This is a genomic window from Natrinema salifodinae (assembly GCF_900110455.1).
GTDB lineage: Archaea > Halobacteriota > Halobacteria > Halobacteriales > Natrialbaceae > Natrinema > Natrinema salifodinae.
Map to the genome: position 1 here is coordinate 742042 of NZ_FOIS01000003.1, position 21146 is coordinate 763187.

The following is a 21146-nucleotide window of genomic DNA, read 5'->3' on the forward strand; positions in this document are numbered from 1 at the left end:
GGCGGTTCGATGCCGGACGTACTGAGGGACTTTCGCAACTACCATATACGCGCTCTCGCAAACGTCCGACTGCTTAGAGTATGCCGAGGCCAGAGGTTCTCGAACGAATTAAGTCGGCGGAGGACGAGGCCGACGAGATCGTCGCATTGGCAGAGAACGACCGCGACGAGCGAATCACCGAGGCCCGGGAACGTGCCGAGGAAATTCGCACGGAAGCGGAACAGGAGGCGCAGGAGTTGAAGGAGCGCCGCCTGGCGGAAGCGCGCGAGGAGATCGACGCCGAGTGTGAGCGCGTCCTCGAAGAGGGCGAGCAGGAGCGCGAGGAACTCGCCGAGCGCGCCCGGGATCGGGTCGACGAAGTGACCGACCACGTCGTCGAACTGTTCCAGGAGGACGTCCATGCTCAGACCTGAGCGGATGAGCAAGGTCTCGGTGACCGGATCAAAGGGCATCATGCCCACGGTCATCGAGACGGTCCACGAGCTGAACCTGGTGCACCTCTCGGACTACGACGGCTCCTGGGAGGGCTTCGACAACGGCAACCCCATCGAGGGCGCCGACCAGGCCTCCGAGAAGTTGGTGACGGTCCGGGCCCTCGAGAGCACCCTGGAACTATCGGCCGACGAGGCCGGGCCGGGGACGCTCGACGAGGGCTGGGAACAGCGACTCGAGGAGATCCGAACGCGGATCAACGAACTCGACGACCGCCGCGGAGAGGTCAACACCGAACTGCGGGAAGCCGACGAGCGGATCGACCGCGTCGAGCCCTTCGCGGAACTGGGCATCGACCTCGACCTGCTGTCGGGGTACGAGACGGTCGACGTGGCCGTCGTCGAGGGTCGTGTCGACGCGATCGAAGACGCGGTCGCCGCGGCCGACGACATCCGGGCGTTCGAGACGTTCACCGGTGGCGACGTCGTGGCGATCGTCGCCGCACCCGCCGAGGGTGGCGACGAGAATCCGATCGACGACGCGCTGGTCGGCGTCGACGTCACCCGCCACGAGGTGCCCGACACCGAGCAGAGCCCGGCGGACTACGTCGCTGACCTCGAGGAGCGAAAGCGCGACCTCGAGTCGCAACTCGAGGACATCGACGCGGAGCTTGCGGAGATCAAGCGGACGGAAGGCGACTTCCTCCTACGGGTCGAAGAGAAGCTGACGATCGAGGTCCAGCAGGCGGAAGCCCCGCTGCAGTTCGCGACGTCCGAGCACGCGTTCGTCGCGGAGGGCTGGATCCCGACCGAGGAGTACGATCGGCTCGTCGCCGACCTGAGTGACGCCGTCGGCGACAGCGTCGAGATCGAAGAACTCGAACGGGCGGACTACGACCGCCACGGCGCCCACGCCCACACGGAAGAGGTCCAGAAGGGAACGGCGTCGGCGGCCGACGAGGACGACGAGAGCGCCGCCGAGGCCGACGAGGAACCGCAGAAGGCGGTGACCGACGGCGGGTCGACGGTCACGATGAACGACGAACCGCCGGTGATCCAGGACAACCCCGGACCGGCCAGGCCGTTCGAGGTGCTGGTCCAGGCGGTCAACCGACCGAAGTACAGCGAACTGGATCCGACGATCTTCCTGTTCCTAACGTTCCCGGCCTTCTTCGGGTTCATGATCGGAGACGTCGGGTACGGGATCCTGTACGTCGCGATCGGGTACTACATGTACTCAAGCTTCGACAGCGACGGGATCCGCAGCCTCGGCGGCGTTGCGATCTGGGCAGGCTTGTTCACGATCCTCTTCGGCGCGCTGTACGGCGAGATATTCGGCCTGCACGTGCTCGGAGAGGTGCTCTGGGAGGACGTCTTCCACATCGAGCTCCTGCCGTTAGCCAAGGGTCTCGAGCCGGCGGCCGGTGACTTCGCGCTCGGCTGGATGGTCATCAGCGTCCTGGCCGGGATCTTCCACCTGAACATCGGCTACATCCTGGACTTCTACGAGAACCTCAGCCACGGCGTCAAAGACGCCGTCACGCATAGCGGCTCGTGGCTCCTGCTGCTCAACGGCGTCTGGATCTGGATCTTCTCGGTCCAGGGCTACGATGCCCAGAACCCCGAGGAGAGCACGAAGCCGGCGTTCCTGTTCGAGACGTTCAGCTCGGAGGGACCGCTGCCGATCGGCTTCGAGGGCTTCCCGGAAATGGGGCTGTTCACGATTCCGGGAACGGACATGCTCTTCACGCTTCCGCTCCTGATCGCTCTCACCGGACTCGTGCTCCTGATCGCAGGAGACGCAATCGAGGCCGTCGAGGCGCTGGACGTCGTCGTGAACGTCTTCTCGTACACCCGGATGGCAGCGGTGTTGCTCGCGAAGGCCGGCATGGCCTTCGTGGTCAACCTGCTGTTCTTCGGCGGGTACGAGGACCCACACGGCAGCTTCCACTTCCTGCGGAGCCACGAGCCGGCCTACGTCGCCGAGCACTACGGCGGCGAAGCCGAGCTCATCTTCAGCGGCCTGATGCACTCGGGCACCGCCGCCTTCATCGGTGGGATCGCCATCCTCGTACTCGGGCACCTGCTCGTGCTAGCGCTTGGCGTGACAAGCGCCGGCTTACAGGCTGTGCGCCTCGAGTACGTCGAATTCTTTAACAAGTTTTATGAAGGCGGTGGGGAGAACTACGAACCGTTCGGACACGATCGAACCTACGGTGAGGACATTCAACAACAATAATGATTGAAAACGCAGCAGACCTCGCGAACGTCGTACTGCAGCAGAATGGAGAAAGCGCAGCGGCACCGTTCCTCGAAGCGAATGCGGCTGCAGCGATCGCAGTCGGCCTGGCCGCCCTCGCAGCGGGCTACGCCGAGCGCGGGATCGGCGCGGCCGCAGTCGGCGCGCTCGCTGAGGACGACGACCTGTTCGTGCCGGGGCTTATCATGACCGTCCTTCCGGAGACGCTCGTGATCCTGGCGCTGGTCGTCGTCTTCATCGTCGGATAACCACATCCCCTTCTCTCACCAATGAGTTTGGACACAGTCGTAGAAGACATTCGAGAAGAGGCCAACGCGCGTGCGGAGGACATCCGCGCCGAGGGCGAAACGCGCGCCGAGGAGATCGAATCGGCCGCCGAGGCAGATGCCGAGGAGATCGTCACCGAGGCGGAGGCCGAGGTCGAGCGCGAGATCGAGCAGCTTCGCGAGCAGCGCCTCTCCAGTGCGAAGCTGGAGGCCAAGCAAAAGCGCCTCGAGGCCCGACGTGACGTCCTCGGCGAGGTCCGCGAGGAGGTCGAGGCCGAGCTCGCCGCCCTCGAGGGCGACTCCCGCGAGGAACTGACGCGGGAGCTACTCGAGGCAGCGAGTTCGGAGTTCGACGAGGGCGACGACGTCAGCGTCTACGGTCGCGCCGACGATCAGGCGCTGCTCGAGTCGATCCTCGAGGACTACGACGGCTACGAGTACGCCGGCGAGTACGACTGCCTCGGCGGCGTCGTCGTCGAGAGCGACCAGTCCCGCGTTCGGGTCAACAACACGTTCGACTCGGTGCTCGAAGACGTGTGGGAAGACAACCTCCAGGAGATCAGCAACCGCCTCTTCGAGCAATGAGCGCAGGTGCCTCGAATCCGGAATACGTGAACGCTCGCGTTCGGTCCCGTCGAGCGTCGCTGTTCGCGGACGAAGACTACCGCAAGCTGATCCGGATGGGGCCGAGCGAGATCGCGCGGTTCATGGAGGAGACGGAGTACGAACGCGAGATCAACGAGCTCGGCACGCGGTTCTCGGGCGTCGACCTCGTCGAACACGCCTTGAACCGCAATCTCGCCAAGCACTTCGACGATCTGCTCGACTGGTCGGAGGGACGGCTCTACGACCTGATCGCCCGGTACCTCCGGAAGTTCGACGTCTGGAACGTGAAGACGATCGTCCGTGGGATCTACACCGACACCGATCCTGAAGAGATGCGGACGGACCTCATTCGCGCCGGAGAGCTCGACGACCGGACAATCGATCGCCTCCTCGAAGTCGATGCGATCGAGGACGCGGTCGAAGTCCTGTCGGGAACGATCTACTACGAGTCCCTCTCTTCGGCCTACGAACAGTTCGAGGAGAGCGGTGCGCTCGTTCCGCTCGAGAACGCCCTCGACCGGGCGTTCTACGAGCACCTACTGGAGGACCTCGGGGCCCCAGCCGAGGGGCCGGAAGCGAAGTACGTCGAGTTCCTCGAAGCGGAGATCGACTTCCGGAACGCGCGCAACGCCTTGCGGCTGGCGCGCAGCGGCGCCGACCTCGATCCGGCGACCTACTACATCGAGGGCGGCGTGCTGTTCGACCAGAACGAACTGAGTCGACTCGTCAACGATTACGACGAGCTCGTCGATCACATCGCCGACAACCGCCGCTACGGTGATCGGCTCTCGGAGGCGCTCTCTCGGCTGCGCGAAGCTGACAGCCTTATCCAGTTCGAGCACGCACTAGACGCTGCGTTGCTCGAGTACGCGGACACCCTCTCGAGCATCCATCCGGTGTCCGTTTCGGCCGTGTTGTCGTACATCCTCGCGAAGGAACGCGAGGTCGAGAACATCCGTGCGATCGCGCGAGGTCGCGAGGTCGGACTCGACGAGAACGAGATCGAAGAAGAGCTGGTGATCCTATGAGCCAGGAAATCGCAGTCGTCGGCAGCCCGGAGTTTACCACCGGTTTCCGCCTCGCGGGCGTCAGGCGGTTCGAGAACGTCCCGGACGACGAGAAGGACGCGGACTTAGACGACGCGGTCACGGACGTTCTCGAGGACGAAGGCGTCGGGATCGTCGTCATGCACGACGACGACCTCGAACACCTGTCGCGCAACGTTCGCCAGGCGGTCGAGACGAGCGTCGAGCCGGTCGTCGTCACCATCGGCAGCGGCACCGGTGGCGGCGGGCTGCGCGACCAGATCAAACGTGCGATCGGTATCGACCTGATGGACGAGGAAGACAGCGAGTAACACTATGAGCCAGGCAGAAGAAACCCAGACCGTCGACGAAGACGGTGTAATCGAAAGCGTGAGCGGTCCCGTCGTGACCGCCACGGACCTCGATGCCCGGATGAACGACGTCGTCTACGTCGGCGACGAAGGATTGATGGGCGAGGTCATCGAGATCGAAGGGAACCTGACCACCATTCAGGTGTACGAGGAGACGTCCGGCGTCGGCCCGGGTGAGCCCGTCGAGAACACGGGCGAGCCCCTGAGCGTCGACCTCGGACCGGGGATGCTGGACTCCATCTACGACGGCGTCCAGCGTCCGCTCGACGTCCTCGAGGAGAAGATGGGAACGGCGTTCCTCGACCGCGGGGTCGACGCCCCCGGAATCGACCTCGAGAAGCAGTGGGAGTTCACGCCCGAAGTCGAGGAAGGTGACGAGGTCGAACCCGGCGACGTCGTCGGGGTCGTCCCCGAGACGGTCACCATCGATCACAAGGTCATGGTGCCGCCGGACTACGAGGGCGGCGAAGTCACGTCGATCGAGAGCGGCGAGTTCACGGTCGAGGAGACCGTCGTCGAACTCTCCAGCGGCGAGGAAATCCAGATGCACCAGGAGTGGCCGGTCCGCGAGGCCCGTCCCGCTGGTACCAAGGAGACGCCGACCGAGCCCCTCGTAACGGGCCAGCGCGTTCAGGACGGCCTGTTCCCGCTCGCGAAGGGCGGGACCGCCGCGATTCCCGGTCCGTTCGGCTCCGGGAAGACCGTCACTCAGCAGCAACTCGCCAAGTGGTCCGACGCGGACATCGTCGTCTACATCGGCTGTGGTGAGCGTGGCAACGAGATGACCGAGGTCATCGAGGACTTTCCGGAACTGCCGGACCCGCAGACCGGGAACCCGCTGATGGCCCGGACCTGCCTCATCGCTAACACGTCGAACATGCCCGTCGCGGCCCGCGAGTCCTGCATTTACACCGGGATCACCATCGCGGAGTACTACCGTGACATGGGCTACGACGTCGCGCTGATGGCCGACTCCACCTCGCGGTGGGCAGAGGCCATGCGCGAAATCTCCAGCCGACTCGAGGAGATGCCCGGCGAAGAGGGCTACCCCGCGTACCTGGCGGCTGCACTCTCGGAGTTCTACGAGCGTGCCGGCAAGTTCCAGCTGATCAACGGCGGCGAGGGCTCGATTTCGGTCGTCGGTGCGGTCTCCCCGCCAGGCGGTGACTTCTCCGAGCCCGTCACCCAGAACACGCTGCGTATCGTCAAGACGTTCTGGGCGCTGGACGCCGACCTCGCGGAGCGGCGTCACTTCCCGTCGATCAACTGGAACGAGTCCTACTCGCTGTACAAGGACCAGCTCGACCCGTGGTGGGAAGGCAACGTCGCCGACGACTGGTCGGACATCCGCCAGTGGGCGGTCGACGTGCTAGACGAGGAAGACGAGCTTCAGGAGATCGTCCAGCTCGTCGGGAAGGACGCGCTGCCGGAGGACCAGCAGCTGACGCTGGAGGTCGCACGCTACCTGCGTGAGGCCTGGCTCCAGCAGAACGCGCTCCACGACGTCGACACCTACTGCGAACCCGAGAAGACCTACCGGATGCTGACGGCGATCAAGACGTTTAACGACGAAGCCTTCGAGGCGCTGGAAGCCGGCGTCCCGGTCGAAGAGATCACGGACGTCGACGCCGCACCGCGGCTCAACCGGATGGGCACCTCCGAGGAGTGGGAGGAGTTCATCGACGAGATCGAGAGCGACCTCACGGAACAACTCCGAGCACTGTACTAACGTAACGATGAAAGAGTACCAGACTATCACGGAAATCAGCGGTCCGCTGGTGTTCGCCGAGGTCGACGAGCCCGTCGGGTACGACGAGATCGTCGAGATCGAGACGCCACAGGGCGAGACCCTGCGCGGACAGGTGCTGGAATCGAGTCAGGGGATCGTCTCCATCCAGGTGTTCGAAGGCACGGGCGGCATCGACCGCAACGCCTCCGTTCGCTTCCTGGGCGAGACGATGAAGATGCCCGTCACCGAGGACCTCCTCGGGCGAGTGCTCGACGGCTCCGGGAACCCGATCGACGGCGGACCGGAGATCGTCCCCGACGAGCGACACGACATCGTCGGCGAAGCAATCAACCCCTTCTCCCGGGAGTACCCCGAGGAGTTCATCCAGACCGGCGTCTCCGCCATCGACGGCATGAACACGCTGGTCCGGGGCCAGAAGCTCCCGATCTTCTCCGGCTCGGGACTGCCCCACAACGAACTCGCGCTCCAGATCGCCCGCCAGGCGACCGTCCCCGAAGAAGAGGAAGGCGACGGCGACGGCTCCGAGTTCGCAGTCATCTTCGGCGCGATGGGGATCACCCAGGAAGAGGCCAACGAGTTCATGGACGACTTCGAGCGCACGGGTGCGCTCGAACGCTCGGTCGTCTTCATGAACCTCGCGGACGACCCCGCAGTCGAGCGGCAGGTCACCCCGCGGCTCGCCCTGACGACGGCCGAGTACCTGGCCTTCGAGAAGGACTACCACGTGCTGGTCATCCTGACGGACATGACCAACTACTGTGAGGCGCTGCGCGAGATCGGCGCCGCACGCGAGGAGGTCCCCGGCCGTCGTGGCTACCCCGGGTACATGTACACCGACCTGGCGCAGCTCTACGAGCGCGCGGGTCGGATCGAGGGCCAGGACGGGTCGGTCACGCAGATCCCGATCCTGACGATGCCTGGCGACGACGACACGCACCCGATCCCGGACCTGACTGGCTACATTACCGAGGGCCAGATCATGATGGACCGGGACCTGAACAGCCAGGGCGTCGAGCCGCCGATCAACGTCCTCCCGAGCCTCTCGCGGCTGATGGACGACGGGATCGGCGAGGGCCTGACCCGCGAAGACCACGGCGACGTCTCCGACCAGATGTACGCCGCGTACGCGGAGGGTGAGGACCTGCGCGACCTCGTGAACATCGTCGGTCGCGAGGCCCTCTCCGAGCGGGACAACAAGTTCCTCGACTTCGCCGACCGCTTCGAGGAAGAGTTCGTCCAGCAGGGGTACGACACCAACCGCTCGATCGAGGAAACCCTCGAGGTCGGCTGGGACCTCCTCTCGGAACTCCCGAAGGAGGAACTCAACCGCATCGACGAGGAACTCATCGAGGAACACTACCGCGACGACGAGACGGAAGCGGCCGAAGTCACGGCCGACGACTGATCGGCGCGGTCGATTCGCGGTTTCGGTTCGCAGTTTTGATTTGCCGATTCGTTTTCTCGACCGTCGTTCGAAAGCGACGGCTCTCGCGGTTCGTTGCCGGGTATCGCTGCGGTTGGCCTGCGGACGCAGCGAGTGGTGAGTAACTGCCACTGCCGGTCGGCCTGGCGTCCGCGTGAGCGCGCGAGGAATCGCCCGACGAAAGCGGCAAACCGAAATTATCTTCACTATCGTTAATGAAGTACGCCACGTATGCGCAAACCACTGCTCGTGACGGATTTCCTCGACCGGGCGCGGAGACACTACGGCGACGACGAGGCGGTGGTCGCCACGACGGGGGAGCGGTTCACGTACGACGAACTGGGGGAGCGGGCCGACCGGTTCGCGGCGGCGTTGCAGGAACGGGGGATCGAGAAGGGCGATCGCGTCGCGGTGCTCGACCCGAACACCCACTACCACCTCGAAGCAGCGTACGGGATCATGCAAATCGGGGCCGTCCACACGCCGCTGAACTACCGGCTCACGCCCGACGACTTCTCCTACATGCTCGAAGACGCCGGCGTCGATGCGATCTACGCCGACTACGAGTACGCTCACAAGATCGAGCCGATCCGCGACGAGGTGCCGACGGAGACGTTCATCACGAACGACGTCGAGAGCGTGGACGGCGACTGGGAGAGCTTCGACGAAGTGCTCGAGGACGCGGGCACCGAATACGACCGCCCCGAGATGAGTGAGGACGAACTCGTCACGATCAACTACACCTCGGGGACGACCGGCGATCCGAAGGGCGTCTGTCGCACCCACCGCAGTGAGACGCTGCACGCGTATCTGGTCTCCGCCCACCAAGAGATCGGAGACGACGACGTCTACCTCTGGACGCTGCCGATGTTCCACGTCAACGGCTGGGGCCACATTTACGCGATCACTGGCATGGGCGCGAAACACGTCTGCACCCGCGGCGTCGACGCGGGGGACATCTTCGAGGCCGTCCGCGAGGAGGACGTCTCGTACCTCTGTGGCGCGCCGACGGTGCTGAACATGCTCATCGACTACTACGAGGAGCGCGCTGCGCCGGAGGGGCAGCCAGGCGAAGGTAGTGGAACCGCCGAAGCGCCCGAAACCATGGGCGCGAACGACGTCCGGATCGCGACCGCCGGCTCGGCGCCGCCGGAAGCCACCATCCGGACCGTCGAGGACGAGTTCGGCTGGTACCTCAAGCACGTTTACGGTGCAACCGAGACCGGGCCGCTGATCACGACCTCCGACGCGCGCCGGAAGTTCGACGACGACGATGCAGACCGGTTCGCGATCAAGAAACGGCAGGGCCTGGGCTATCTCGGCACCGAGATCCGTGTCGTCGACGAGGACGGCAACGACGTCGCCCGCGACGACGCCTCGATCGGCGAGATCGTCGTCCGCGGTAACCAGATCATGGAGAAGTACTGGAACAAGCCCGAGGAGACCGAGGAGGCGTTCAACGACCGCGTCGAGGGCTACTACCACACGGGCGATCTGGCAACCGTCGACGAGAACGGGATGATCTCGATTCAGGACCGCAAGAAGGACATCATCATCTCCGGCGGCGAGAACATCTCCTCGATCGAACTCGAGGACGCGCTGTTCGACCACCCCGAAGTGTCGGACGTGGCGGTCATCCCAGCCCCCAGCGAGGAGTGGGGCGAGACGCCGAAGGCGTTCGTCGTGCCGGCAAGCGGCGATCCGGACGAACCCGGCGTGACGGCCGACGAACTCGTCGACTTCACGCGGGACAACCTGGCGAGCTACAAGGCCGTCCGGCGGGTCGAGTTCGTCGCGGAACTGCCGACGACCGCCACCGGCAAGATCCAGAAGTACGAACTCCGCCAGGCGGAGTGGGACGAGGAAGACCAGATGGTCGGGCAAGGATAGTCGCTCGGCGTTGTCGTCGCTACTCGGTCCGCTCGTCTTCGTCGCGAGTCCGCCAGCCGGCGTCTCCGGTATCGGTGCCGTCGCCTGGTCGCCCGCCCCAACCGTCGCACTCGGATTCGAGTGCGGTGGTATCCTGACCGTCGGGGGACCGCGACCGGGTCGGATCGAGACCACCGCGTTCTTTCGCGATCCGTTCGGCCTCCGCGCGGTCGACGACGGTTGGGTCCGACGTTTCTCGGCTAATCCCCAGCCAGAGAACGAGCGGGACCGCGATGGCGAACAGCAGGACCAGGCCGACGACGAGAGACATCCGTGCGGGTATCTGCGGACGCGTGGCACAAAGGTTTTATCGACTTATACTAATGGGGTGATATGAAGTCGGACGACCGCGGCTGCCCGAAGTGCGACCACACGGAGACGGAGATCGATGAAATCTCGACGACCGGAAGTGGACTCTCGAAGATGTTCGATATCCAGAACAGGAGATTCATGGTCGTGAGCTGCACGAACTGCGGCTACTCGGAGCTCTACAAGGGCCAATCGTCGGGCGATATGGTCGATCTGTTCCTGGGCTGAGTCGTCCCAGCCGGCCTCACAACGAACTCGGTAGGTCGCACGCGCGAAGCGCTCGATACGTCACAATGTCTCAGACTTCGAGCCGATAGCCTCTCGCAGCGGCGATACCGGGCAAAGAAACTGTAAACAGTTATCCGACTGGGGACGTAAGCCACCCACAAGATGGCCAAGGACGTCAAGCCCACCCGCAAGAACTTGATGGCGATCGAGGATCGCATCGAGCTCTCGGAGCGGGGCCACGGGACGCTCGAGAAGAAACGCGACGGGCTGATCATGGAGTTCATGGACATTCTGGACAAGGCCCAGGACGTCCGTGGCGACCTCGCTGACGACTACGAGGACGCCCAGAAGAAGATCAACATGGCCCGCGCCATGGAGGGCGACGTCGCGGTCCGCGGTGCCGCGGCGGCGCTGCAGGAACACCCCGAGATCACGACCGAGTCAAAGAACATCATGGGCGTGGTCGTCCCGCAGATCGAGTCCTCGCGAGTCTCCAAGAGCCTCGATCAGCGCGGCTACGGGATCATGGGCACCTCCGCCCGCATCGACGAGGCCGCCGAGGCCTACGAGGACCTACTGGAGAGCATCATCCTCGCCGCCGAGGTCGAGACGGCGATGAAGAAGATGCTCCGCGAGATCGAGACCACCAAGCGCCGCGTCAACGCCCTCGAATTCAAGCTCCTGCCCGAACTGCGCGACAGCCAGGAGTACATCGAGCAGAAGCTCGAAGAACAGGAACGCGAGGAGACGTTCCGCCTGAAGAAAATCAAGGACAAGAAGGAAGCCGAGGAGAAGGAAGAAGAGCGGAAAGAAGCCGAGGAAGCCGAGGCGGAAGAAGCCGAGGAGAAACAGGACGAACTCGAGGACGTACAGCCGGACACCGCCGCGCAGTCCCCCGCGGCCAACCAGTAAGCGTCCGTCGCCCCGACGGCCCCGCAACCCTCACTTTCGATGGCCTGTTCCGAGTGCGGTTCCTCGACGATTTCGTTTTCGGTCCCTGAGGAGTACCGCGAGCACGCGCCGTCGGCATCCGAGCTCACGTCGTTCTGTCCGCGCTGTCTGACGCTCGAACCGGCTACGGACGAGGACGAGGAAGACGGCGCTATCGATACCGCTTCTACCACCGACGCAGATACCGCGACGACCGAACCGGACTTCACACGCGTCAGCGACGCGTTCCCGACGCGACCCGAGCGGGCGATTCCCCTCGCGCTCGCGCTGGGTCTCTGCTCGTCGCTCGCAACGAACCGGTCGGCGATCGAGTCGCTTCTTCGGGACGTCGAACGGGCCGGGACGGATCCGCTATTGGTACTCGATCGGCTCGTCGCAGACCCGTCGGTCGAGCCAGCGATCGACCTCGACCGCCGACGGCGGCAACTCGAGCAGCTGTTGTACTAATCGGGTTACGAGCCGTCGAAACGAGAACATCCGTTTTCGTCCCTCCGACGAGACGAACCGAAGACTGCTGTGAGCGACGACCGCGGAGGCTTACTTCCCGGTCGGTCGCACGTTGTTGCTGATCGCCTGTTTGACCTGCAGGGCGGCGCTGGCGGCCAGGCCGCGCGCGACCTCGTCGCGCTCATCGGCGGTGATGACCTCTTCGGCGGCCGCCTCCTCGAGTTCGGGCGTGAAGCCGGCGCTGACGGCGTGGCCGACCGGCGGGCGGACCGCAACGGTGACCTGCGGGCCGGAGATGCCGCTCGAGACGTCGGCGTCGACGACGTACTCGTCGGGGAGGAACTCGCGCGTCCGGGCGGCGATCCGCGAGACGTCGCGGTGGAGCAGTCGTTTCTGTGCGCTCGAGAGATCCGGAACGTCCGCCGCGGCACGTTGCCCAGCTCCAGTCTCGCCCGGTAGCCCTGCGTACGGCGTATTTCCGTTCATGAGAAGTGTGTGCCCGTAGCAATGGGCCGACCGGTGAAAAGGGTTCGCTTTCGGTCACTCCTCGACTCCGACCGCGTCGTGAGCAACGGATCTACAGAATCGGATCGCTCTCCCCGTAGACCGCGAGCACGACCGCCGACGTGTACTGGCCCGGATCGGCCTGGTGGCTCTCGACGGCGACTCCCGGCTCCGTAAACTCCCAGTCCCGGAGGTCCTGGCCCGCGGCCAGGCCTTCTCGGACGCGGCGTTCGACGTCTTCGCGGTCAGTCTCGCCCGCGGTCTCGTAGAACAGGCCCGGGCCGTCGTCGACGGACTGGTTCCACGCCAGGGCCGCGCTCACGCGCCCCGGTCCGGCGGCGGTGGCGCGCGCTTCGACGACGGTCAGACGCTCGCCGGCGGGGCCGAGGTCGGGCGCGGTGCCGACAGCTTCGACGGGCGTCTCTGCGGGAATCACGGAGGAGACCGAGACCAGATTGTAGTTCTCGATGCCGGCCTCGGCGAGCGCGGCGTCGTAGGAGGCCATCGCCGTGGGCGCCGATGCGGACCCCCAGACGACTCGAATCGTGCTCATACTCGCCCTTCGGGGATGAGCGGCGTAAGGACTTGCGATCCGAAACCGATCGGGAGACGGGCAAGTGTGAGAGTGAGCGAAACCGGAGAAACCAGTCCGTTACTGGTAAAAGTAGCCTGGCGACGAGACGACGTCGCTGGAGTCGTCGTTCTCGATCTTCTCGAAGGCGTTTACGAAGTCCTGGTGGGAGACCTCGTCGCGGTCGTTTCGGATCGCGAACATGCCGGCCTCGGTGGCCAGGCTCTCGATGTCGGCGCCGGAGTAGCCGTCGGTCTCGGCCGCCAGGTCGGCGAAGTCGACACCGTCCGAGACGTTCATACCGCGGGTGTGGATCTCGAGGATCTGCTCGCGGCCCTCCTCGTTGGGTTCGGGGACCTCGATGAGGCGGTCGAACCGACCGGGACGGAGGATGGCGCGGTCGAGCATGTCGAAGCGGTTGGTCGCGGCGATAATGCGGATCTCGCCGCGGGCTTCGAAGCCGTCCATCTCCGAGAGGAGCTGCATCATCGTCCGCTGGACCTCGGCGTCGCCGGAGGTCTTGGACTCGGTGCGTCGGGTCGCGATGGCGTCGATCTCGTCGATGAAGATGATGGCGGGTTCGCGCTCGCGGGCCATCTCGAAGAGGTCGCGGACGAGCCGGGACCCCTCGCCGATGAACTTGCGGACGAGTTCGGAGCCGGCCATCTTGATGAAGGTGGCGTCGGTGTGGTTGGCAACGGCCTTCGCCAGCATCGTCTTGCCGGTGCCCGGCGGCCCGTACAGCAGGACGCCGCTCGGGGGCTCGATCCCGACCTCGTCGAACAGTTCGGGCTCAGCTAGGGGCTGTTCGACGGCCTCGCGGACCTCGCGGACCTGCTCGTCGATGCCGCCGATGTCCTCGTAGCTGACTGCGGGCTTCTCGGTGATCTCCATCGACTGGGCCCGCGCGTCGGTCTCGGCGTCGAGCACCGTCTGGATCGCGAAGGAGTCGTTGACGGCGACGCGGTCGCCGGCCTCGACGCGGTCGACCATTCGCGAGGAAACCTCGGTGAGGACCTCCTGGTTGTTGCCGTGTTGCTTGACGACGACTTCCTCGTCGTCGAGGACGTCCTCGACGGTCGCGATGTACAGCGACGAACTCTTCAGCGACTCGTTTTCGCGTTCGACGCGGTCGACTTTCTCCTGGAGGCGCTGGCGGCGGTCCTCGGCCTCGTCGAGCTGGTCGGACAGCTGGTCGTTGACGTCGACGAGATCTTCGTAGTGACCGCGGAGCGCCTCGAGCCGCTCGTCGTCGGGAAGATCCGGATCGATATCGCGGTGAGGTCGGTCGGGAATAGAGGGGCTTCGAGACATCCTGACGTACGCCGATAAGATTTCGACAGTAAATGTGCCTTTGGGTCCCGGAGGGATTTCTGTCACGAGCTATCAATGCACGCCCTGCGACTGATGGGGGCGGCCGGATCGGACCGCGAATTTCGCTCGGCTCGCAGACCCGCGGTCGCGCCGAAAAGACGAATCGCCAGCCGACGGCCGGGTCGGTTAGTCGAGCAGTGACTCGAATTCGTCGAGGCGCTGGCCGTACGTCTCGAGCGCGCGGTCGATGGGAGCCGAGGAACTCATGTCAACGCCGGCGATCCGCAGCAGTTCGAGGGGGTACTCCCGGGAGCCCCGCCGGAGGAAGTCGAGGTAGTCCTCGGCGGCGGGTTGCCCCCGCTCGAGCACGTCGTCGACGATCGCCAGGGCGGCGGAGATACCGGTCGCGTACTGGTAGACGTAGAACGCGCGGTAGAAGTGCGGAATGCGCATCCATTCGCGGGCGATGCGGTCGTCGATCACGGCGGGCTCGTAGTAGTCGGCCTTCAGCCCGCGGTAGAGCTCGTCCAGGCGGTCGGCCGTGAGCGGCTCGCTCTCCTCCTCGAGGCGGTGGGCCTCGTGCTCGAACTCCGCGAAGAGGGTCTGTCGGTACAGCGTCGAGCGGACGCGTTCGAGGAATTCGTTTAAGACGTGCTTCCGGAACTCGGGGTCGTCGACCGTCTCGAGCAAGTGGTGGGTCAGCAACGCCTCGTTGACCGTGCTGGCGACCTCGGCCACGAAGATCTCGTAGCCCGAGTAGACGAACGGCTGTTCCTCCGTGGTGAGTTCGGAGTGCATCGAGTGGCCGAGCTCGTGGGCCAGCGTGTACATCGAGGCGATGTCCTGCTGGTAGTTCAGCAGGATGAACGGCTGGGTGTCGTAGGTCCCGCCAGAGTAGGCGCCGGACTGTTTCCCCTCGTTCTCGTAGACGTCGACCCAGCGGGAGTCCAGTCCCTCCTGAACCCGAGACTGGTACTCCTCGCCCAGCGGTGTGAGCGCGTCGACGACGTACTCGGTTGCCCGGTCGTACGCCAGATCGGGGCCCTCGTCGCCGGTCAGCGGCATGTAGAGGTCCCACATCTGAAGCTCCTCGACGTCTAACGCCTGTCGTTTGAGTTCGGCGTGGCGGTGGAGGTTGTCGAGGTTGTCGCGGACGGTGTCGACGAGGGTATCGTAGACCTCGACGGGGACGTTCGGGCCGTCGAGAGCGGCCTGGCGTGCGGTGTCGTAGTTTCGCGCGCGGGCGGTCTTGACGTCGGCCTTGACGCTGTTCTTGTAGGCGGACGCGACGGTGTTCCGGACGGATTCCCACTCGTCGAAGTAGCCCTCGTAGACGCGCCGGCGGAAGTCTCGATCGGGGCGCTTGAGCAGATTCGTGAAATTGCTCTGGGTGATCTCGACGGCCTCGCCGTCGGGATCCTCGACGGTGGGAAACGCCATGTCCGCGTTCGAGAGCATGTTGTAGACCTCGCCCGTCGCGCCGGTCACCTCGCTCAGATCCGCAAGCAGCGCCTCGACCTCGGCCGAGCGCGTGTGGGGTTTCATCCGGAGGACGTCGTCGACGTAGTGGTCGTAGGTCTCCAACTCGGATTCCTCGGCGACCATCTCGTCGAACTCGTCGCGAGTCAACTCCTGGATTTCGGGGTCGATGAAGGAAGCCGCGGACTGGGCGTCGGCCGCCAGCGACTGCGCGCGGGCGGTCAGCCCCTGATAGTACTGGTCGGTCGTGTCCTCGTCTCGGCGCATCCGGGCGTAGGCCGTGACCGTCGAGACCTCGCGTAGAAGCTCGTCGCGCAGTTCGAGCACTTCGAGGAGGGTCCCGGCGTCGTCGGCAACCCGCCCCTCGTAGGCCTCGAGTTCGTCGACGCGCTCGGCGACGGCCTCGTAGGCCGCCTCCCAGTCGTCGTCGGTCGCGTAGATACTCTCGAGATCCCACTTGTACTCGGTGTCTATCTCCGAGCGCTCGGATACCGAACTCATACTCCGTACGAGGCGATCCCCGGAGGTAAGGCTTGTCTTTGCTCGCATCTCGGGCATCTCGGGCGTATCGAGCCGGCGGTGGCGAATTCGATTCCGGACGATAGTTCGCAGACGACCGATTTGTATGAATTTATGATCGGTAGTTCGCGGCGGGCACATGACCGCTCGCCGCTTTTACCGATCGGCGGACTAGCGTCGCCGATGACGGACTCCGACGCCGACGACGTCCTATTCGACTCGGTCGACCTCGGCGACGAACGCCTGGCGAACCGCGTCGGGCTCGCGCCGATGACGCGAACCAGCGCCGCCGAGGACGGCCGCGCGACGGCCGAGATGGCCCGGTACTACGCGAAGTTCGCCAGCGGCGGCTTCTCCTTCCTCATCACCGAGGGCACCTACCCGGACGAGGCGTACAGTCAGGGGTACGACCAGCAGCCCGGCCTCGCGAACGACGACCACGTCGACGCGTGGCGGCGGGTGACCGACGCCGTCCACGAGGAAGGCGCGCCGATCGTCGCCCAGTTGATGCACGCCGGCGCGCTCTCCCAGGGGAACCGCTACGCCGACGAGACGGGCGCCCCCTCGGTCGTCCGACCGAAGGGCGAACAACTCGAGATGTACGGCGGCGAGGGTGAGTTCCCCGAGCCGAAGGCGCTGACGACCGACGAGATCGACGACGCGATCGACGGGTTCGTCGCCGCCGCCGAGCGCGCGGTCGAGGCGGACTTCGACGGCGTCGAGGTTCACGGCGCGAACGGCTACCTGCTCGACCAGTTCCTCACGACGTACACGAATCAGCGCGACGACGAGTACGGCGGCGACGTCGAGAATCGAGTCCGCCTGGCCGCGGAGGTCCTCGAGGCGGTGCAGGCCGCGACGCCCGAGGACTTCGTCGTCGGGATCAGGATCTCCCAGAGCAAGGTCAACGACCCCGACTACCGCTGGCCCGGCGGCGAGGACGACGCCGAAGTGATCTTCGAGACGCTCACCGACGCCGGGGCGGACTACCTCCACGTTACCGAGGAGGACGTCACGACGCCCGCGTTCGAATCGGGGCCGACGCTGACGGAACTCGCCGACCGATACGGCGACGCGCCCGTGATCGCCAACGGCGCGCTCGAGGACCCCGACACGGCGCGTGCGACCGTCGCGGCGGGCGCGGACCTGATCACGCTCGCGAAGGGCGCGCTCGCCAACCCCGACTGGCCACAACGCGTCGCCGAGGGCCGTCCGCTCGACGACTTCGACTTCCAGCGAATCCTCCAGCCGGACGCCAGCATCGACGAGACCGAAGTGCCGGAACCCGCGGACGACTGAGCGCGGCACGGACGCCGATTCGACGACTCGCGACCGGTGGCGCCCCGTCTCTTTTCTCGATCGCCCCGGAAAGGAGCGTATGGAAGACGGTGCTCCGGACCCGGACGTCGCCCTCGAGCGCGCGATCGGCCGCGCCTGGTCCGACGACCGACCCTGGGAGCTGCTGACCCGACTGACCGAACTCCCCCACCGGATGGGCGGCTCCGGCGGCGAGCGCCGCGCCGCCGAGATCGTCCGAGAGCGTCTCACGGACGCGGGCCTCGAGAACGCCCGAATCGAGTCGTTCCCGATGCAGTACTGGGAGCGGGGGACGACCGAGCTCGCGGTCCTCGAGGGCGAGCCCGAAACGCGACGGGGACGAGACGAGGGAGCGACGGCCGGCGCCGAGCGAATCGACCGCTTCTTCGACGCGATCGCGCTGCCCTATTCGCCGCCAGGCGACGTCGAAGGACCGCTGGTCGACGTCGGGTACGGCACGCCCGCCGAAATCGAGGACGCGAACGCAGACCTACAGGGCGCGATCGCCGTCGCGAGCACGACGACACCGCCCGGCCAGCGGTTCGTCCACCGGATGGAGAAGTTCGGCCACGCCGTTGCGGCGGGCGCGGATGCGTTCGTCTTCGGCAACCACGTTCCCGGGCAACTGCCGCCGACCGGCGCGCTCCGGTTCGACGGCGAAGCGGCCGTACCTGGCGTCGGCGTCAGCGCCGAGACCCGCGACTGGCTGACGGAGTACGCCGACCGCAGCGCGCGGGCGAGACTCCGCGTCGACGCGACGACCCGCGACGGATCGAGTCAAAACGTCTCCGGAACCCTCGGCCCGGACGCGGACGAGGCGGTGCTCGTTCTCGCACACTACGACGCCCACGACCTCGCCGAGGGCGCGCTGGACAACGGCTGCGGGATCGCGACCGTCGTCGGCGCGACTGGAATTTTGGCGGCGATCGAAGACGAACTCGAGTGCACGGTCCGGATCGTCGGCGTCGGCTCCGAGGAGTTGGGGCTCTTGGGCGCCGAGGCGCTGGCTGACGACCTATCCCTCGAATCGATCCGCGCGGTCGTCAACGTCGACGGCGCGGGGCGGTTCCGGAACCTGCGGGCGCTGTCCCACGGCTCGGACCCGCTCGCGGACCTGGCCGACGACGTGACCGACGCGGTCGGCCAGCCGGTCGTCCACGTCCCGGAGCCGCACCCGTTTAGCGATCACTGGCCGTTCCTGCGGGCCGGCGTGCCGGCGCTGCAGCTCCACAGCGAGCCGTCCGAGGGCGGCGAGCGCGGCCGCGGCTGGGGACACACGGCGGCGGACACCCGCGACAAGGTCGATCCCCGCAATCTCCGGGAGCACGCGATTCTGACGGCGCTGCTCGTCCGTGAACTCGCCGAGCGGGACGTCCCGCGGATCGAAACGGACGACCTCCGCGATCGGCTGCAGGAGCAGGACTACGAACCCGGTATGCGCGCGGCCGAGATTTGGCCCGACGCCTGGTCGTGAGCGACGGCCGAGGATCGCTACGTCTCCGCGTCGACTGCGGTCCGGACGACGCGGGCCAGGCCCAGCATCGCGACGAACGTTCCGACGAGCACGAGTACGATGAGCAGGATGACACCTAGCGCGGAGGCGCCGATTTCAGGATGGGTCCGCAGCGCCGCCGTAAGGCGGATACCGAAGAAGGCCACGAGACCGCCCGCGGCGACCCGAATCGACGCGCGCCAGTAGGCGCCGTACTCTTCCGGCGACAGTTCCATGCGCCGACGTGTGTGCTCGGCCGTGAAAAACGCTCGTACACGCTCCGAACCGCGGACTGCGACCCGCGCCGCACGGATCAGGCCGATCCGCTCGTCACCGTAGCCCGTCGGCCACCCGGCCGGCGACCCGCGCGCCCGTCCGCCGGTCGATGCGGCGACGCTCGAAGATCGCTCGCGCCCGCTCGGCCGCTTCCTCGTCGACCTCGAACGTGAGGTCGGGATAGGCCACGTCGGTTAGGACCAGCGGCTCCGGCGGCGCGGGGGCGATGCCCTCGTGACCAGGCAGCGGCTCGGACCCGAGCGCGCGGTCGATCTTCTCGCGGGGCGCGTCCCCGGCGCCGATCGCGCGAGCCAGCGAGACCAGGCGACGGACGAGTTCGCGCGCGAAGCCGCCCGCGCTGACGGTGACGACGAGGTAGTCGCCGTCGCGGGTCGTTTCGAGCGTCGGCGAGCGCTCGGTGTTGCGGTCGTCCGGCGTCAGGTTGTGGAAGTCGTGCGTACCTGACAGCGCCCGACAGGCCGCGTGGAAGCGGTCGTCGTCGACGGTCGGCGCGGCGCCGGCTCGGTTCCGATCCGACGCGTCCGACCCTGGATCGGACGAGGCCGCGGGCGGCGCGTACAGGTGATACGCGTACTCCCGGCGGCTCGCGTGGTGGGTCGCGTGGAATTCGGCCGGCGCGTCTGCGGCCGACCAGGCGCGGACGTCGGCGGGGAGTTCGGCGTTCAGCGCCCGCGGCGAGAGCCAGTCGGGCGCATCGAAGGCGACTGTTTGAGCGAGCGCCGAGACGCCCGCATCGGTGCGGCCGGCGGCGGCGTAGCCCGCGGGCTTATCGGCGTCGGGAGCGAGAATCCTGTGGCCGCGAAGGGCGTCGAAAATGGCGTCCTCGACGGTCGGAACGTCGGGCTGGCGCTGGAAGCCGTGATACTCCGTCCCGTCGTAGGCGATCCGAAACGCGCGGCGTTCCATCGGTTCTCGAGTCGATCCAGCGGGTCGAAGGTGTTAGGGGTATCGACCGCGACTCGGATCAATCTGGATCGGGGTCGGAACCAGAGCTGAACCCGAGAACGAAACCAGGCGTCGCGCGCCGACCGGAACCGGGTCCCTCAGAACTCGTCGCCGGTATCGAACCGATCGGGGTCGGACTCGTCGAAATCGAACTCGTCGGTCCCGGGCCCGACGCGGTCGGCGTCGCCGTCGATGTCGAACTCGTCGGTCTCGAGTTCCGACCCGTCGACGCTGACGGCGCCGTCCTCGATCTCGATCGTGACACCCTCGTCGGGATCGCGTCCGGCGAGCAGCCTGGTCGTCGTCGACTCGAGTTCCTCGTTGACCGACCAGACGAATCGCAGTACTGACTCGAGTTCGGTGCCGACCTCGCGGACGCCGCGCTGAGGCGAGAGCTCGCCAAGGCTCTTGGCGCCCTCCGGATGGAGGTACTGGATCGGGTGCTCGTTCGGGACTTCCTGCAGGTCGACATCGAACGACCAGAGGTACGGCAGCAGTTGGATGGCGTACCCCTGGGGTTTCGGTGCGCGCCGGCCGGCGGCGGTCAGGGCGACGTTGATCGCCGTTGACTCCGCGTCGGTGTCGAAGTAGACGCCGGGAACGCCCGGAATCGAGAGTCGCATATTCGAGCGAGGGGGTCAGGGACGGGTGAGTCTACACCCGGCAGTGCCAACCCGGTTTTATAGGGCACTAGCCGCGGTTGCGCCGGGTG

22 protein-coding genes are annotated in these 21146 nt (G+C 66.1%); 14 read left to right on the plus strand and 8 right to left on the minus strand.

Annotated elements, in window-relative coordinates; all coding sequences use genetic code 11:
- Nucleotides 1–80 precede the first annotated feature (80 nt).
- The 9 genes from ahaH to BMY29_RS13695 all read left to right on the plus strand — a co-directional run bounded on the left by ahaH (nt 81) and on the right by BMY29_RS13695 (nt 10022).
- Nucleotides 81–413, plus strand: a complete 333-nt coding sequence (ahaH, locus tag BMY29_RS13655; RefSeq protein WP_049991353.1) for an ATP synthase archaeal subunit H — start codon at nt 81–83, stop codon at nt 411–413.
- On the plus strand, nt 400–2670 hold the full coding sequence (locus BMY29_RS13660) for a V-type ATP synthase subunit I (RefSeq protein WP_049991354.1): 2271 nt from the start codon (nt 400–402) through the stop codon (nt 2668–2670). The genes ahaH and BMY29_RS13660 overlap by 14 nt, the downstream gene beginning before the upstream one ends.
- Entirely contained in the window at nt 2670–2939 is a 270-nt protein-coding gene (locus tag BMY29_RS13665) for an ATP synthase subunit K (RefSeq protein WP_049991355.1), read from the plus strand. Before BMY29_RS13660 ends, BMY29_RS13665 begins: the two co-directional genes overlap by 1 nt.
- 21 nt (nt 2940–2960) lie before the next feature.
- Entirely contained in the window at nt 2961–3542 is a 582-nt protein-coding gene (locus BMY29_RS13670; RefSeq protein ID WP_049991356.1) for a V-type ATP synthase subunit E, read from the plus strand.
- On the plus strand, nt 3539–4591 hold the full coding sequence (locus BMY29_RS13675) for a V-type ATP synthase subunit C (RefSeq protein WP_049991357.1): 1053 nt from the start codon (nt 3539–3541) through the stop codon (nt 4589–4591). Before BMY29_RS13670 ends, BMY29_RS13675 begins: the two co-directional genes overlap by 4 nt.
- A complete protein-coding gene (locus BMY29_RS13680; RefSeq protein WP_049991358.1) occupies nt 4588–4920 on the plus strand; it encodes a V-type ATP synthase subunit F in 333 nt (110 codons plus the stop codon). Before BMY29_RS13675 ends, BMY29_RS13680 begins: the two co-directional genes overlap by 4 nt.
- A gap of 4 nt (nt 4921–4924) precedes the next feature.
- Nucleotides 4925–6688 carry an ATP synthase subunit A gene (locus tag BMY29_RS13685; RefSeq protein WP_049991359.1) on the plus strand — a complete coding sequence of 588 codons (1764 nt, stop codon included), beginning with the start codon at nt 4925–4927 and terminating at the stop codon, nt 6686–6688.
- A gap of 7 nt (nt 6689–6695) precedes the next feature.
- Nucleotides 6696–8114, plus strand: coding sequence for an ATP synthase subunit B (locus BMY29_RS13690; RefSeq protein ID WP_049991360.1), 1419 nt, complete (start codon nt 6696–6698; stop codon nt 8112–8114).
- Nucleotides 8115–8363: 249 nt separating this feature from the next.
- A complete protein-coding gene (locus BMY29_RS13695; RefSeq protein ID WP_049991361.1) occupies nt 8364–10022 on the plus strand; it encodes a long-chain-fatty-acid--CoA ligase in 1659 nt (552 codons plus the stop codon).
- A gap of 19 nt (nt 10023–10041) precedes the next feature.
- On the opposite strand, the gene BMY29_RS13700 is transcribed toward BMY29_RS13695, so the two are convergent.
- The gene (locus tag BMY29_RS13700; protein ID WP_049991362.1) at nt 10042–10332 is read right to left on the minus strand and encodes a DUF8143 family protein; all 291 of its coding nucleotides are present in this window, start codon (nt 10330–10332) and stop codon (nt 10042–10044) included.
- Between the two features lie 62 nt (nt 10333–10394).
- Here BMY29_RS13700 and BMY29_RS13705 point away from each other — a divergent pair, with 62 nt between their 5' ends.
- From BMY29_RS13705 to BMY29_RS13715, 3 genes are all read left to right on the plus strand, one after another.
- Nucleotides 10395–10598, plus strand: coding sequence for a zinc ribbon domain-containing protein (locus BMY29_RS13705; RefSeq protein WP_049991363.1), 204 nt, complete (start codon nt 10395–10397; stop codon nt 10596–10598).
- 162 nt (nt 10599–10760) lie between these two features.
- On the plus strand, nt 10761–11510 hold the full coding sequence (locus BMY29_RS13710) for a V-type ATP synthase subunit D (protein ID WP_049991364.1): 750 nt from the start codon (nt 10761–10763) through the stop codon (nt 11508–11510).
- Nucleotides 11511–11549: 39 nt separating this feature from the next.
- Nucleotides 11550–11996, plus strand: coding sequence for a DUF6276 family protein (locus BMY29_RS13715; RefSeq protein ID WP_049991365.1), 447 nt, complete (start codon nt 11550–11552; stop codon nt 11994–11996).
- A 90-nt stretch (nt 11997–12086) separates the two neighbouring features.
- Here the strand turns inward: BMY29_RS13715 and BMY29_RS13720 are convergent, their stop codons facing one another.
- From BMY29_RS13720 to pepF, 4 genes are all read right to left on the minus strand, one after another.
- Nucleotides 12087–12482, minus strand: coding sequence for a DUF5811 family protein (locus BMY29_RS13720; RefSeq protein WP_049991366.1), 396 nt, complete (start codon nt 12480–12482; stop codon nt 12087–12089).
- A 91-nt stretch (nt 12483–12573) separates the two neighbouring features.
- The gene (locus BMY29_RS13725; RefSeq protein ID WP_049991367.1) at nt 12574–13053 is read right to left on the minus strand and encodes a pyruvoyl-dependent arginine decarboxylase; all 480 of its coding nucleotides are present in this window, start codon (nt 13051–13053) and stop codon (nt 12574–12576) included.
- Between the two features lie 99 nt (nt 13054–13152).
- A complete protein-coding gene (gene pan2 / locus BMY29_RS13730; RefSeq protein ID WP_074854765.1) occupies nt 13153–14385 on the minus strand; it encodes a proteasome-activating nucleotidase Pan2 in 1233 nt (410 codons plus the stop codon).
- A gap of 186 nt (nt 14386–14571) precedes the next feature.
- Entirely contained in the window at nt 14572–16365 is a 1794-nt protein-coding gene (pepF, locus tag BMY29_RS13735) for an oligoendopeptidase F (protein ID WP_049990910.1), read from the minus strand.
- Nucleotides 16366–16566: 201 nt separating this feature from the next.
- Between pepF and BMY29_RS13740 the strand changes: the two genes are divergently transcribed.
- Both BMY29_RS13740 and BMY29_RS13745 read left to right on the plus strand, forming a co-directional pair.
- A complete protein-coding gene (locus tag BMY29_RS13740) occupies nt 16567–17682 on the plus strand; it encodes an oxidoreductase (protein ID WP_049990911.1) in 1116 nt (371 codons plus the stop codon).
- A 79-nt stretch (nt 17683–17761) separates the two neighbouring features.
- Nucleotides 17762–19174, plus strand: coding sequence for a M28 family metallopeptidase (locus tag BMY29_RS13745; RefSeq protein WP_049990912.1), 1413 nt, complete (start codon nt 17762–17764; stop codon nt 19172–19174).
- 17 nt (nt 19175–19191) lie between these two features.
- Here the strand turns inward: BMY29_RS13745 and BMY29_RS13750 are convergent, their stop codons facing one another.
- From BMY29_RS13750 to BMY29_RS13760, 3 genes are all read right to left on the minus strand, one after another.
- A complete protein-coding gene (locus tag BMY29_RS13750; RefSeq protein WP_049990913.1) occupies nt 19192–19428 on the minus strand; it encodes a hypothetical protein in 237 nt (78 codons plus the stop codon).
- 94 nt (nt 19429–19522) lie between these two features.
- Nucleotides 19523–20395, minus strand: coding sequence for a tRNA pseudouridine(38-40) synthase TruA (truA, locus tag BMY29_RS13755; RefSeq protein WP_049990914.1), 873 nt, complete (start codon nt 20393–20395; stop codon nt 19523–19525).
- A gap of 137 nt (nt 20396–20532) precedes the next feature.
- Nucleotides 20533–21057 carry a hypothetical protein gene (locus BMY29_RS13760; RefSeq protein ID WP_049990915.1) on the minus strand — a complete coding sequence of 175 codons (525 nt, stop codon included), beginning with the start codon at nt 21055–21057 and terminating at the stop codon, nt 20533–20535.
- Between the last annotated feature and the right edge of the window lie 89 nt (nt 21058–21146).

Excerpts from the sequence above, each read along its gene's own strand:
- ahaH (WP_049991353.1), top strand. The coding sequence starts at position 81 with ATGCCGAGGCCAGAGGTTCTCGAACGAATTAAGTCGGCGGAGGACGAG.
- BMY29_RS13660 (WP_049991354.1), top strand. The coding sequence starts at position 400 with ATGCTCAGACCTGAGCGGATGAGCAAGGTCTCGGTGACCGGATCAAAG.
- BMY29_RS13665 (WP_049991355.1), top strand. The coding sequence starts at position 2,670 with ATGATTGAAAACGCAGCAGACCTCGCGAACGTCGTACTGCAGCAGAAT.
- BMY29_RS13670 (WP_049991356.1), top strand. The coding sequence starts at position 2,961 with ATGAGTTTGGACACAGTCGTAGAAGACATTCGAGAAGAGGCCAACGCG.
- BMY29_RS13675 (WP_049991357.1), top strand. The coding sequence starts at position 3,539 with ATGAGCGCAGGTGCCTCGAATCCGGAATACGTGAACGCTCGCGTTCGG.
- BMY29_RS13680 (WP_049991358.1), top strand. The coding sequence starts at position 4,588 with ATGAGCCAGGAAATCGCAGTCGTCGGCAGCCCGGAGTTTACCACCGGT.
- BMY29_RS13685 (WP_049991359.1), top strand. The coding sequence starts at position 4,925 with ATGAGCCAGGCAGAAGAAACCCAGACCGTCGACGAAGACGGTGTAATC.
- BMY29_RS13690 (WP_049991360.1), top strand. The coding sequence starts at position 6,696 with ATGAAAGAGTACCAGACTATCACGGAAATCAGCGGTCCGCTGGTGTTC.
- BMY29_RS13695 (WP_049991361.1), top strand. The coding sequence starts at position 8,364 with ATGCGCAAACCACTGCTCGTGACGGATTTCCTCGACCGGGCGCGGAGA.
- BMY29_RS13700 (WP_049991362.1), bottom strand. The coding sequence starts at position 10,332 with ATGTCTCTCGTCGTCGGCCTGGTCCTGCTGTTCGCCATCGCGGTCCCG.
- BMY29_RS13705 (WP_049991363.1), top strand. The coding sequence starts at position 10,395 with ATGAAGTCGGACGACCGCGGCTGCCCGAAGTGCGACCACACGGAGACG.
- BMY29_RS13710 (WP_049991364.1), top strand. The coding sequence starts at position 10,761 with ATGGCCAAGGACGTCAAGCCCACCCGCAAGAACTTGATGGCGATCGAG.
- BMY29_RS13715 (WP_049991365.1), top strand. The coding sequence starts at position 11,550 with ATGGCCTGTTCCGAGTGCGGTTCCTCGACGATTTCGTTTTCGGTCCCT.
- BMY29_RS13720 (WP_049991366.1), bottom strand. The coding sequence starts at position 12,482 with ATGAACGGAAATACGCCGTACGCAGGGCTACCGGGCGAGACTGGAGCT.
- BMY29_RS13725 (WP_049991367.1), bottom strand. The coding sequence starts at position 13,053 with ATGAGCACGATTCGAGTCGTCTGGGGGTCCGCATCGGCGCCCACGGCG.
- pan2 (WP_074854765.1), bottom strand. The coding sequence starts at position 14,385 with ATGTCTCGAAGCCCCTCTATTCCCGACCGACCTCACCGCGATATCGAT.
- pepF (WP_049990910.1), bottom strand. The coding sequence starts at position 16,365 with ATGAGTTCGGTATCCGAGCGCTCGGAGATAGACACCGAGTACAAGTGG.
- BMY29_RS13740 (WP_049990911.1), top strand. The coding sequence starts at position 16,567 with ATGACGGACTCCGACGCCGACGACGTCCTATTCGACTCGGTCGACCTC.
- BMY29_RS13745 (WP_049990912.1), top strand. The coding sequence starts at position 17,762 with ATGGAAGACGGTGCTCCGGACCCGGACGTCGCCCTCGAGCGCGCGATC.
- BMY29_RS13750 (WP_049990913.1), bottom strand. The coding sequence starts at position 19,428 with ATGGAACTGTCGCCGGAAGAGTACGGCGCCTACTGGCGCGCGTCGATT.
- truA (WP_049990914.1), bottom strand. The coding sequence starts at position 20,395 with ATGGAACGCCGCGCGTTTCGGATCGCCTACGACGGGACGGAGTATCAC.
- BMY29_RS13760 (WP_049990915.1), bottom strand. The coding sequence starts at position 21,057 with ATGCGACTCTCGATTCCGGGCGTTCCCGGCGTCTACTTCGACACCGAC.